This is a genomic window from Pradoshia sp. Z5_111, assembly GCF_058267535.1.
This window is the reverse complement of the sequence record NZ_JBZCPQ010000013.1, coordinates 1-12,497: the sequence shown is the minus strand read 5'-3', so window position 1 is coordinate 12,497 and position 12,497 is coordinate 1. Positions and strand designations below refer to the sequence as shown.

At 37.1% G+C, this 12,497-nt stretch carries 11 protein-coding genes; 8 read left to right on the top strand and 3 right to left on the bottom strand.

Annotated elements, in window-relative coordinates; all coding sequences use genetic code 11:
- Positions 1–182: 182 nt before the first annotated feature.
- The 4 genes from AC4D4A_RS17590 (at position 183) to AC4D4A_RS17575 (ending at position 5,129) form a co-directional block, all read left to right on the top strand.
- Complete coding sequence (locus AC4D4A_RS17590; RefSeq protein WP_490997050.1) at positions 183–944, top strand: SDR family oxidoreductase; 762 nt, start codon at positions 183–185, stop codon at positions 942–944.
- A 272-nt stretch (positions 945–1,216) separates the two neighbouring features.
- Positions 1,217–3,181 carry an ABC transporter ATP-binding protein/permease gene (locus tag AC4D4A_RS17585; protein ID WP_490997049.1) on the top strand — a complete coding sequence of 655 codons (1,965 nt, stop codon included), beginning with the start codon at positions 1,217–1,219 and terminating at the stop codon, positions 3,179–3,181.
- Positions 3,182–3,189: 8 nt separating this feature from the next.
- Positions 3,190–3,801: a TetR/AcrR family transcriptional regulator gene (locus tag AC4D4A_RS17580; protein ID WP_490997048.1), complete on the top strand. Its 612-nt coding sequence runs from the start codon at positions 3,190–3,192 to the stop codon at positions 3,799–3,801.
- 503 nt (positions 3,802–4,304) lie between these two features.
- Positions 4,305–5,129, top strand: coding sequence for an alpha/beta fold hydrolase (locus AC4D4A_RS17575; RefSeq protein WP_490997047.1), 825 nt, complete (start codon positions 4,305–4,307; stop codon positions 5,127–5,129).
- A gap of 152 nt (positions 5,130–5,281) precedes the next feature.
- Here AC4D4A_RS17575 and AC4D4A_RS17570 read toward each other — a convergent pair whose 3' ends face one another.
- From AC4D4A_RS17570 to AC4D4A_RS17560, 3 genes are all read right to left on the bottom strand, one after another.
- Entirely contained in the window at positions 5,282–6,463 is a 1,182-nt protein-coding gene (locus tag AC4D4A_RS17570) for an NAD(P)/FAD-dependent oxidoreductase (protein ID WP_490997046.1), read from the bottom strand.
- Positions 6,464–6,552: 89 nt separating this feature from the next.
- The gene (locus AC4D4A_RS17565) at positions 6,553–6,978 is read right to left on the bottom strand and encodes a DUF1641 domain-containing protein (protein WP_490997045.1); all 426 of its coding nucleotides are present in this window, start codon (positions 6,976–6,978) and stop codon (positions 6,553–6,555) included.
- Between the two features lie 367 nt (positions 6,979–7,345).
- On the bottom strand, positions 7,346–8,977 hold the full coding sequence (locus tag AC4D4A_RS17560; protein WP_490997044.1) for a Na/Pi cotransporter family protein: 1,632 nt from the start codon (positions 8,975–8,977) through the stop codon (positions 7,346–7,348).
- Positions 8,978–9,326: 349 nt separating this feature from the next.
- Between AC4D4A_RS17560 and AC4D4A_RS17555 the strand changes: the two genes are divergently transcribed.
- The 4 genes from AC4D4A_RS17555 to AC4D4A_RS17540 form a co-directional block, all read left to right on the top strand.
- Complete coding sequence (locus AC4D4A_RS17555; protein WP_490997043.1) at positions 9,327–9,557, top strand: excisionase family DNA-binding protein; 231 nt, start codon at positions 9,327–9,329, stop codon at positions 9,555–9,557.
- 298 nt (positions 9,558–9,855) lie between these two features.
- Entirely contained in the window at positions 9,856–10,848 is a 993-nt protein-coding gene (locus tag AC4D4A_RS17550; RefSeq protein WP_490997042.1) for a Gfo/Idh/MocA family protein, read from the top strand.
- 177 nt (positions 10,849–11,025) lie between these two features.
- Positions 11,026–11,322 carry a phasin family protein gene (locus AC4D4A_RS17545; RefSeq protein WP_490997041.1) on the top strand — a complete coding sequence of 99 codons (297 nt, stop codon included), beginning with the start codon at positions 11,026–11,028 and terminating at the stop codon, positions 11,320–11,322.
- Between the two features lie 41 nt (positions 11,323–11,363).
- Positions 11,364–12,497, top strand: a 1,134-nt coding sequence (locus AC4D4A_RS17540) for an ABC1 kinase family protein (protein WP_490997040.1), incomplete at its 3' end; no start/stop codon positions are given.

Below are 12,497 nucleotides of genomic sequence, written 5' to 3'. Positions count from 1 at the left end.
TTAGGCTATGTTAAAGTCCATTATGTTGGCTAAGCAAGTTTACTTGAAATGGATCTGAGGACTAGGGTATGTCTCGCTTTTATGCTGGATTAATACGAAGTGTCACAGACAAAATCCAAGTATAAATTTTAAAATCCGTATGGATAAACAGAACCTACACTTTAATGAGGAGGTAGTTCAAAATGAAATTAGAGGGAAAAGTAGCGGTAGTAACAGGTGCAGCATCCGGAATGGGGAAAGCGATTGCAGAGCTTTATGCAAAAGAAGGAGCTAAAGTCCTTGTGACAGATCTTAACCTTGAGGGTGCCGAAAAAGTAGTCGAAGGGATTACAAACAATGGCGGTACAGCGAAAGCATTGCAAGTGAACGTAGCAAAGCTTGAAGATATCGAGGGAATGATTGATACAGCTGTTAGTGAATTTGGTACGTTAGATATCCTTGTTAACAATGCAGGCATTATGGATGGTTTCGAACCTGTTGCGGATATACAAGATGAAAGATGGGATTTAATTTTTGATATAAATACTAAAGGTGTTATGCGTTCCATGCGTAAGGTCGTTCCATTATTCCAGGAAAAAGGCCAAGGCATCATTATTAATATTGCTTCTACTGGTGGATTAAACGGTGCTCATGCAGGTGCTGCCTATGGCGCTTCCAAGCATGCGGTGGTTGGTCTTACTAAGAACACAGCCTTTATGTATGCAAAAGAAGGCATTCGCTGTAATGCAATCGCACCAGGTGCGGTTGAAACCAATATTTCTGCATCCATGGGAAATGTTAATGAATTTGGAATGGGCCGTTCTAGATTAGCACAAGCTGCGATTCCTAGAGTGGGACAACCGGAAGAAATCGCTGCAGCTGCCTTATTCCTTGCTTCTGAGGATTCCAGCTTTGTAAATGGTACAGTTTTAGTAGTTGATGGTGGTTGGACTTCAGCATTCTAATAAATAGTAATAATTGATTATGAGTTGGCAGTTTGTTTCTCTTCTGTAGAGGGGCAAGCTGCTTTTTGTTTTGAATAATATATATTTGAATAATAAAATTTTACATAAACAGATTTAATTCATTATATTAAATCGATAAATATTATTTTAATATAATTAATTGACAGGTGACAGGTTGTCACTTATAGTAGTCTTACTTGATAAACTGTCATAAAACTGACCAGACTAATTACATCAAGAGACTAACAAGTAAAGGGTGTCATAAAACATATATGAAAGTACTTGAATTGCAGCATGTGAACAAACAATACCCGATTGCAGATGGTCAATACTTCCCTGCTCTTAAAGATGTTAATGTTTCCTTTGAGAAGGGAGAATTGGTCTCCATCATTGGTGAATCAGGAAGTGGTAAATCCACTCTAATGAATCTGATTGGCGGGTTGGATTCTGATTTTACCGGTTCCGTTCAGTTTGAAGGGAAGAATATTGGTGAGTTTAATGAAAAAGAAATGGATGAATATCGAAAAAATAAAATAGGCTTTATTTTTCAAAGCTTTAATCTGATTCCGCATTTGTCTGTCCTCGATAATGTCACGATTGCGATGACTTTATCGAATGTAGGGAAAGAGGAACGCATTAAAAGAGCGGAGGAAATTCTAACTCAGGTTGGTTTGAAAAATCATATTTATAAAAAGCCAAATCAATTATCCGGCGGTCAAAAGCAAAGGGTTGCGATTGCGCGTGCATTAATTAATGATCCTGAAATCATCATTGCCGATGAACCAACCGGAGCACTTGATTCTGAAACAACGGAACAAGTATTGGCGATCATAAAAGATATTGCTAAGCAAGGTAAGCTGGTTATTATGGTTACTCACTCTGAGCGAGTAGCGAACCATTCCTCAAGGGTAATCCAAATTGCAGATGGGGAAATTATCCGTGATGACAGAGGAGAACCTCTAGAACAAATGGAACCTCAATCCAATCAAGTGGAAAAGAAGGTTGGTGAAAACCTTAGCTTTGTGGCGGCCGTGAAACTTGCATTTCTGAATATGAAAGAGAAGCTTGGTAGAAATGTTTGGGTTTCATTAGGAGCAAGCATAGGAATCATGAGTGTCATCTTTTTCCTTTCATTAGGAAATGGTGTGAAGACCTATATGAATGACTCTATGAACAGTATGGTGAATCCGCTTGTCGTAGAAGTAAATATGCCTTCTGAGGAACAAGAACTACCAACAAATGTAGATGAAAATCAGGCCATGATGCTATCGATGATGGGTGAACAAACACCATTTGAGGAAAAGGATATAGAGAAATTATCCAAAATCGAGAACGTCTCTTCAGTAGAAAAAGGTTTCAATCTAATATCATTTGGTTCCAACGCAGTTAAATATGAGGATAAAAAGGTTGATTTAATGATGATTTCAACCGTCTCCTCTAATTTAACCGAAACGAGTATTAAAGAAGGCTCTTTACCTGGAAAACAAGAAATTCTTCTTGCGGAAGGTACCGCTGAAAAATTAGGTGGAGATATGATCGGTAAAGATGTTAACGTAACGCTAATGCTTAATGAAGAATTATATGAAAAAACCTATAAAGTTAGCGGGATTATATCGTTAGGCAGTCAATTTGCGGCAATGGATTTAATCTATGTCAATTATGATGACCTTGTACTGCTTGCCAAGGATAACGGTCAGACACTAGAACCGACAAGTATCTATTTAGTGGCAGATAATGAAGAGTTTACGGAAGATATAAAAGCAAAAATCAAGGATATGGGCTACAGTGGTTCATCCCAGGAAACAATGACAGCCATGATGAACGAAATGCTGGATGTTTTGACATATGTCTTAACAGGGATTTCAGGAATTTCACTATTTGTTTCAGCAATCATGATTTTGGTTGTTCTCCATATTAGTGTTGTTGAGCGTACAAAGGAAATCGGGGTTCTAAAAGCGATCGGTGCAAGACGCATGGATATTAGAAGAATTTTTGTGTCTGAAGCATTCCTGATTGGACTATCCAGTGGAATCATCGGTGTTCTGGCTGCCTCTTTATTAACAGTTGTGGCTAACAGCCTTTCAACAAAATTGATTGATTTTGAAATTGTACAAATAACCTCAGCATATATTGCTTTCGGTGTTGCTGCCAGTATCATTATCAGCATGCTTTCAGGACTTATGCCTGCCAATAAAGCAGCTAAATTGGATCCGGTCGACTCTTTACGCAGAGAGTAGGATAGTATATGCCAAGTCAAACATTTGTGAATTTACCAGCGGAAAAGCGTATCAGGATTATTCAGGCTGCTAAGGAGGAATTCAGCCAATATTCCTTCTATGATGCATCTATTAATCGAATTATTAAAGAAGCGCAAATTCCTCGGGGAAGCTTCTATCGTTACTTTGAAAATAAAGAAGATCTGTTTCTGTATTTATTAAATGAGTATAAAAGTGATCTCCATAATCAGATCAACAGCAAGATTAACGATCGGGTAAGCCTCTTTTCACTTCACTTTATGCTATTTGATTATATTACTAAGAAAGCGATGGATCCTGCTCATTCCAAGTTTTTGGTCAATGTGTTTACGCGGACGGATATTAAGCTGGCTGAACATTTAATGAGCTTTACGGATGTGCGTGAAATGGAAGAGCAACACGAGAAGTTGCTGAATCTAGTTACTGACACTCATTTACTAAAGGTTGAAAATAAAGAGGAATTATTTCAAGTTATTGCGATTTTGAGAACTATTACATTCAATCAAATTATCCTGGCGTTAAATGATCTTTCGACTGTGAGTCAAAAAAGAAAAGACATGGAGCGTCAATTTCACTTTGTTAAATATGGTGTACTGAAATAAACAAAGTAAAAGCCTTGAACTTGTGTTCTGAACAGGTTCAAGGCTTTTTATTATAGTCAGGTAGCTTCCACTTAATCTGCAAATATGAATATTGTCTTTAATAATGAAGGCTGTTGATCTGCCGGGTACGATTTTAATGCTAGTTTGGCAACGAATTTCTCGGAAATCCCTGATGCTTGACAGAATTTCTCCATCGAAGCAGTCCTAAAGCAGTAATGATGCTTTTATTTCTCCATATAAATTCTCTTTTGCCCCCATGTTTTACCTCATATTTAATTATGCCTTTATCATACATTGGAAAATTAAACGTAAAGATATATTCATTAAATTCTATAATTTTGCATATAGAATTTGTAAATGCAAATATAGAAGTTATTCCGTTTTAATAGTCAATTGCTCATATGGAAGTATCCTTTCGGCAATACATGAGAGGAACTAAGTTTTTACGAATATAAGTCAATATCTCCATTTTAAAAGAAATGGAAACTCTGGGAGGAGTGAATATGCTAGCCAAAGGCGGTAAATATATTGAAGTGGATCACGGTGTGGAGCTGTTTGTTCAGGATGTTGGATCAGGGGAACCGATCATTTTTATTCCAGGCTGGACTTTTACAACAGAAGTATTTTCAAAACAAGTTGAGTATTTTTCAAAAACCAACCGTGTCATTGTAATTGACCCAAGAAGTCATGGACGGTCAACAACCGCCTTGCACGGAAATGAATATATCACTCATGGTGCAGACTTGGCCATAATTCTAGAGAAATTGGAGTTGAAGGCTGTTACACTGGCAGGATGGTCATTCGGCTGTCTGACAATCTGGGAGTATATAAGACAATTTGGAATGGACAATAGCAAAGCGTTTATCTTTGTGGATATGTCCCCAAAACCATTATCGACGGACCATATAAGCGACTGGGTTGAAGGCTCATTGGATGATATAGGGCTGGCCTATAATACTTATTTACGCAATCCGGAAGGGCAAAGGTTATTTATAACTGATTATGCAAATCAGGTGATGGTACAGAGAAAGCTTACAGATGAAGAGTTGAATTGGATAGTAGAGCAATCTTTGAAAACCCCCTATTATATAGCCGCCAACTTATTCGCTTCTGGAATGTTTTCGGATTATCGTGAGGAAGCAAGGCTCACGAGTGAATCGCGGCCGACCTTGACGATTGTGGCAGAGCATTGGGCAGATACAGCCAGGGTGTTTACACAAAAGGTATCTCCTAAATCTAAAGTAGAAGTTCTTGGTGGCCATTTAATGTTTTGGGAATATAGTGCTAAATTTAATCAAGTAATAGAAGAATTTTTAAGAAATAAGTAGAAAGAGTATAGCGGATCGCAATCTTTTCTTATTATTCGACTTTTCCCCATGTATTAGAAAATAGATTGCTAGCAGAGAATCGAGGTGGTTGAAGCGGTATGAAGCCAAAAAAACTCCTGTCTGCTTTTTGGCGGACAGGAGTTTTTATTGTATTAATTAACGATGCTGAATAAACCTTTAATATGTGACAGATAACGGATATTACTAGCTTCTTTCATCATTGTAGCCGGTAAGCCTTTTAATGGTGTTGAGTTCCCGCCAATAATGGCTACGCCATCTTTACGTCCAAGACTGGCTAATGTTCCTGAGTTTACTGGAGCAAATACTTCAGGAAGAGTGCCCTTTATGGCTGCTGCAATATTATAACCAATCAATTCGCCCATTTGCCAAGCCATTTGTGCAGTTGGAGGGTATGGTCTTGCTCCTGGAGCAGGGAAGACAACTGCACTGTCACCAGCAATGTAAACATCAGGATGTGAAGTAGATTGCAGATATTCATTAACAGTAGCACGGTTACGATCTACAGCTAAACCGGACTCACCAACAACAGGAAGGCCTTGTACGCCGCCAGTCCATACAAATGTATTGGAGATAATTTGTTGGCCATCTTTTAACTCGATTACATTTCCGTTTACACCTGTGACAGGAAGTCCAGTCAAGAATTGAACTCCGCGATTCTCTAAGCTTGTCATAGAACGCTCAATTAAATGATCAGGAAGCATAGGTAAAATTTTTGGACCTGCTTCAACTAGGATAAATTTCAGCTCAGAAGGATCAACCATGTATTTTTTAGCTACTTTAGGAGTTGTATCTGCAATTTCTCCAACTAATTCAACACCGGTTAGTCCACCGCCGCCGATAACAATGGTTGCATCTGCTGGATTTTTAGTTTGTGCATATTCTTTAATTCGATCTTCGATATGCTTGTTAATTTTATTAGCATCCTCTGCTGATTTTAAGACCATACTATTTTCTTCAAGACCAGGGATGCCAAAATAAGCAGTTTGGCTGCCTAATCCAACGACTAATTTATCATAGGTTAAGATTTTTCCGCTTGAAAGGGTTACCTTTCTTTCATCTGCTGATATAGATTCAACTTTAGAGATGATTAGATTAATATCTTTTCCTTTAAACAAACGATCTAACGGCATAGCAATTCTGCCTTCGCTAATATTGCCTGCTGCCAAGCGATGCAGTTCAGTAATAATTTGATGTGTCGGATATTGGTTAACAACTGTAATAGTAGCTTCTTCAGGAGTTAAATGCTGACGTGCTGATAATGCTGAAAGAAGACCGCCATACCCTGCTCCTAAAATAACAATTTCTTGTGCCATGATATGTTCCACCCTTGTTTGTAATATTTTTAATCCAGTATATTTCGAAAATCATATAATAAGTGCTTTTTGTATAAATGAATAAGCTTTTATTTGGAACGTTCGTTGCTTACTTGAAGATAAGCGCTGGCAAAACGAAGAACCTTTTGGATTTGAGGATCTTTTAGCATTTTCATCAAACCGAATACACTGATCACTTCTTTGCTTTGTTCAGCTCTTTCTTTTGCTTCCATAGCATTGACAGCTATATGTTTGGCTGTTTTCGTAACAGGCTCTGCAAATTCCTTCGCTGTACTGGCAAAATCATTTACTAATACTTTATCAGTAGCGACGGATTGAGCGAATTCATATGATTTGTTCAATGCTGTTACAACTTCAGTTAATTGTGGTAATTGATTTAATAGAGTAACTAATGATTCCTGAACTTCTGGTTTTGATAATTGTTTTAACAATTCTTCTTGTGAAGCAACCGGAGAGGCTTGTGTCTCTGATTGTTGTTTCATTGTGTCTGACATAGCAAATACCCCATTTCTGTTTGTTATAGCGAAAAATTAAATTAGTTATATTTATATAACCATAAATCCTCTACTTTAAGCATACTCCTTGTGTATAAATTCACAAAACTTTTTGCTCAAAAAAAGCGCTTTCATAGTAAAAAGAATGCTATTTACACTATATTGATAGTAAAATACTTCATTCATCAATAGTTACCGTTGTAATTTTTGATTTATAAATAATGAAAACAGGAGGATTTTGAGGATGATAAATATGTGTAAATCTTAAAATAATTTATGGGTAGAGAGTGTGTTTAGGGCATTTTATGATAGTGAAATAATGAAAGGAATAAAAAAATAGACCCTCCGTGGAGAGTCTATTTACTGTTTATTCTTGTTCGCCGATAATCGTTTCGGCAATGTTTTTAGCATGATCACCGATGCGTTCAAGATTACTTAAAATATCAACGTAAACAAGGCTTGCTTGCGCAGAACAGGATCCATTATTTAAACGGATGACATGTTGCTTTCTTAATTGGCGCTCCATCTTATCGATTTTACGTTCCAATTCAAGCACCTTATATGCACTTTCTTTATCTTGATTCTCTATTGCCACCATCGCTTCTTTGACCGCTTCTATAGTTAGTGTGAACATTTCAGACATGCCTTCTGTAGCCTCATCTGTAAATGTTGCTTTATTTGTATTTTTATACTCTGCAAATTCCAGAATATTTTCGAAATGGTCACCAATGCGTTCGATATCTGTAATGGTATGCATTAGAATATTATGTTCGTCAGATTCGTTAGCAGACAGTGAACTTGTAGAGACTTTAACGAGATAATCTGTTATTTTGTGATCCAAGTTATTGAGAGCTTCCTCAATTTGATTACCTGTATTTAATGAAGCAGTTTCATTCGTTAACAGGTAGTTATACGTTTCTTCCAATCCTTTAATAGCAAACTCGCCCATTCGCAAAGTTTCCTTTTTCGCCTGTCCAAGTGCAATAGAAGGAGATTGGTCGATGATTCTCTCATCTAAATGCTCCGGTTTATACTCAATCACAGTATCCTTTCCTGGAATGAGTTTAGTAACGATCCACGCATATGCACCTATGAATGGAATCATGATCAGTGTGTTTGTAATGTTGAATGTTCCATGTGCAAAGGCGATGGTCATTTCCGGATTTAGTCCAAGTGTTTTTTGGAACCAACTAATAAGAGCCGTAAATGGAACGAGCAGAATCATAAAAATGATAGTACCGAACACATTGAAGAGTATGTGTACACAAGCAGCACGTCTGGCTGCAACCGATGCACCAATGGATGCAAGCAGGGCCGTAATGGTTGTACCGATATTATCTCCGAATAGTACCGGCAGAGCACCTTGCAGATCAACAAGTCCTTCACCAAATAATCCCTGAAGGATACCGATTGTAGCGCTGGAACTTTGTACTAATAATGTAAAGACTGTTCCTACCAAAACACCAAGAATAGAATAATCACTTAAGCTTACTGTTAAATCATGAAACCATTCGAAGGAGCGAAGCGGCTTCATTCCACTGCTCATAAGCTCTAAGCCGAAGAATAAAAATCCGAACCCGAATAGAATTTGACCGAAGTTGTGGATCTTTTGGTTTTTAAAGAAGAATAATAGCACTGCACCGACAAAGATAATTGGCAATGCATATTCACCGACATCAATACCGATAATGAAGGCCGTGATGGTTGTACCGATATTTGCCCCCATAATAACACCGATTGCCTGGCGAAGTTTCATAAAACCGGCACTTACTAATCCAACTGTAATAACCGTTGTACCTGAACTACTTTGTATTAAAACAGTAACCAGGATACCGACCAAAATCCCCATAATAGGATTGGTTGTATATTTATCCAATAGATCTCTTAGGCGGTCACCTGCAGATTTTTGGAGTCCATCTCCCATAAATTTAATACCGAATAGGAAGATACCCAATCCGCCGAGAAACTCAAATAGCATTTCTTGAATACTTATATCCACTATTTACACCTCAACATTATTTTAAAAAAAGTATTTTCGATTATCATTATTATGGACAAGAAGTTTAAAGTAAATACTAAACAGTCATATTTAACTATAACTTTACGCTTCCTTTACGTTCGTGTAATTTATCAATAAATTTAAAAAATATATCATTTTAAAAAATAGGTTCGTGATGAAAAACAATGTATGGTTACATTAAATTCTGGATAGAATTAATGACTTCTATAAGAGATAACAGTACCAGATATGAAAGATATGTAACTCTAAATCTTCAACTGAATGAAGAACATTAAAAAATATGATAGACTTAGTAAACAATATTTTTGGGAGAAGAGGTGGATGATTGGTGTACCTTTCCGTGAAAGAAACAGCAGAATACTTATCATTGCCGGAATCCTATCTTGAAACACTTATCAAGCAAAAGAAAATCCGGGCTATATTTGACGGGGAGCAATATTTGATTAACAATGATCAATTTTCCAATTATCAAGAGCAGCTGCAGGAATATAAAAAGCTTTTCCAGGAATGGTTATCTGAACCGATTCCTGAAGATTGGGATGCGAAAGATGAGGATTAGTAAAACAGGAGGCATATTTTGCCTTCTTTTTTTTGCTTAAATCCTTATCTCATTTCGTGTTCGTAATAAACCTATCCTTTAAAGGTGATTCCAAATGAATATCTTTAATCCTTAGTTAAAAACATCTAATTGTAATGTAATGTCTGCAGTCATTTTTTGATATGATTTATATAGCGTTCGTAATTATAAAAAAATTCTTATATAGGTAAGCATGCTCCTTTATTGGGGTACTAGTAAGAATAAATTGGCACTTTTGAAATTATAGCTTTTAATTTGGTAGGCGAGGGAGAGGTTACTTATGAATCTAGCAACAATTGGTACTAGCAGCATTACAGAACAATTTATAGATGCAGTTTTAGAAAGTGATGGTCTTTATCTAAAGGCGATTTATTCAAGAAATTTGGATAAGGCGTCTCGTTTTGCGAATAAACATGAGGTCGATCTTGTTTTTAATCAGCTGGAGGAACTAGCTAAATGTAAGGAAATCGATATTGTCTATATCGCTTCTCCAAACTCATGTCATTTTGAACAAGCGGTTTTAATGTTAGAAAACGGTAAACATGTCATATGTGAAAAACCGTTTTTCTCTAATGTGGCAGAGTTGGATCAGGCCTATCAAATCGCTAAAAGGAATAACGTCTATCTTTTTGAAGCCATCCGAACCCTTCATACACCCAACTTCAAGTTACTGCAGGATAATATAAAACGTGTGGGAAGAATTCGTAATGTAAACTTACAATATATGAAATATTCTTCAAGATATGATCAATTGCTGGAGGGGGAGATTCCTAATATATTCTCAGCTGATTATTCAGGGGGTGCTTTGGTGGATCTGGGTGTTTATCCTCTATCCATGGCCTTCGCCCTTTTTGGAAAACCTATCTCGACCAGCTATACTCCAGTTATGCTAGATAGTGGCGTTGATGGAGGAGGAACACTAATCCTCAAGTATTCTGATTTTGTATGTACAATTGTTTGCTCGAAAATAGTCAATTCCTATGGATCAAATGAAATTCATGGGGAGACGGGAAATATTATCTTCCCTGGATCAGGAACCATTCAAAAGCTTGAGTATATTGATAGAGAAACAAAAGTGTGCGAACCCTTTTCTATTCCTCAAAAAGAGAATGATATGGCGTATGAAATTGATAACTTTATCGATATTATCAATCATGATAAACAGTCAGATTATCAAAAGCTAATTGAGATTAGTAGAGGGGTACTGGAAATCACAGAGTACTCCCGCAAAGAAAATGGAATTGTATTTAGTACAGAAAGAGAAACTGAATGATTTTTTAATAGAAGGCTGCCGTCAGGGCAGTCTTCTATTTTTTATAAGCAGAGATGTTTATTAATTCAAAAAAAATACACAATTTATAGGTTTGTTTTGATTAAGTGGTGGAAAGGTAATATTGGGAAATACTTTGCTTTATTCTATTAATCATAAATTCAAGGAGGAGAAGTGAGCATGATTAGGGACATTATAAATAAAACGTTTTCTATGGGAATTGGAGCAGCTGTAACAAGCAAGGAACAAATTGAAAAATTAGTGGATGAATTGGTGAAAAAGGGTGAAGTAACTCAGGCAGAATCCAAATCAGTGGTAGATGATCTAGTGAAAAAGGGAAATGAAGCCCGAGCAGAATTTGAACAACAAATTAATTTAAAGGTTAAGCAACGTCTGGCAGAAATGGATCTTGCCACAAAAGAAGACATTGAACGATTGGAAAATCGAATTGCTTTGTTAGAGGCGAAGAATCAATAACGACACAGGTATGTGATTGAGCAGGTTAGGGGGGAAGAGTGATGCTTAAAAAGAGAATACGTCACTTTAGTCGGTACCAGGATATCATCCGTGCAATGATTCATAATGGATTTGGATCCATTGCCAAAGAGCTGGGATTATCCGATATGCTGCCGCTTGGAGGGCAGTGGACGTTTGAAGGCAAGGAGGTTAAAAATCGGCCTGCCGCAGAGCGGATTCGTGCCATTCTTGAGGAGTTGGGTCCGACTTTTGTAAAGCTTGGGCAGATGCTGAGTACAAGACCTGATATCATTCCTCCTTCCGTTATTCTGGAATTGGAAAAGCTGCAGGATCATGTGCCTGCCTTCTCCCCTGCAGAAGTTAAAAAGATTATTGAAACGAGTCTGGAAGCAACCATTGATGAACTGTTCTCCGACTTTACGGAAGAACCGTTGGCTGCGGCTTCTATTGGCCAAGTACATAAGGCTGTTCTTTATACAGGGGAAGCGGTCGCTGTAAAAGTACAACGACCTAATATCCAAAGTAATATTGAGACGGATCTTGAAATCTTGCACAGTATTGCTAGATTGGCAGAAAAACGATTCAGCTGGGCTAGAGAATATGGCATAAGTGATATAGTGGATGAATTTTCTCAATCCTTACATCAGGAACTAGATTATGGAATTGAGGGGAGAAACTCTGAAAAAATAGCCAATCAATTTATCGATAATGACATAATTAAGATACCCACTATTTATTGGGACTACTCTACTAAGCGAGTATTAACGATGGAATACGTAGAAGGTATTAAAATAAATGATATTGAAACACTGGATGAACTTGGGTTTGACAGGCAACTAATCAGTGAGCGCTTTACAGATGCAATGATGAATCAAATCTTAATCAGCGGCCTGTTCCATGCTGATCCTCATCCAGGCAATGTTCTGATTCAACCTGGAAATCGAATTGTTTTGATTGATTTCGGTAATATTGGTCACCTTGATACACGGATAAAGTATGCATTTGCGACATTGATTATTGCCTTAAAACGAGGTAATACAGACAGTGTCATGCGTGCAATTCTTAAGCTGGGCTTCACACCTGATGATATCAATTATGATAAACTGCGATCTGATGTGGAAGAAATTATCGATAAGTATTATGGCCATCCTTTAAATACCTTAAATATGAGTGAA

What these genes read in the sequence shown, in the direction of transcription:
- AC4D4A_RS17590 (WP_490997050.1), top strand. Translation starts at nt 183, where the DNA reads ATGAAATTAGAGGGAAAAGTAGCGGTAGTAACAGGTGCAGCATCCGGA.
- AC4D4A_RS17585 (WP_490997049.1), top strand. Translation starts at nt 1,217, where the DNA reads ATGAAAGTACTTGAATTGCAGCATGTGAACAAACAATACCCGATTGCA.
- AC4D4A_RS17580 (WP_490997048.1), top strand. Translation starts at nt 3,190, where the DNA reads ATGCCAAGTCAAACATTTGTGAATTTACCAGCGGAAAAGCGTATCAGG.
- AC4D4A_RS17575 (WP_490997047.1), top strand. Translation starts at nt 4,305, where the DNA reads ATGCTAGCCAAAGGCGGTAAATATATTGAAGTGGATCACGGTGTGGAG.
- AC4D4A_RS17570 (WP_490997046.1), bottom strand. Translation starts at nt 6,463, where the DNA reads ATGGCACAAGAAATTGTTATTTTAGGAGCAGGGTATGGCGGTCTTCTT.
- AC4D4A_RS17565 (WP_490997045.1), bottom strand. Translation starts at nt 6,978, where the DNA reads ATGTCAGACACAATGAAACAACAATCAGAGACACAAGCCTCTCCGGTT.
- AC4D4A_RS17550 (WP_490997042.1), top strand. Translation starts at nt 9,856, where the DNA reads ATGAATCTAGCAACAATTGGTACTAGCAGCATTACAGAACAATTTATA.
- AC4D4A_RS17545 (WP_490997041.1), top strand. Translation starts at nt 11,026, where the DNA reads ATGATTAGGGACATTATAAATAAAACGTTTTCTATGGGAATTGGAGCA.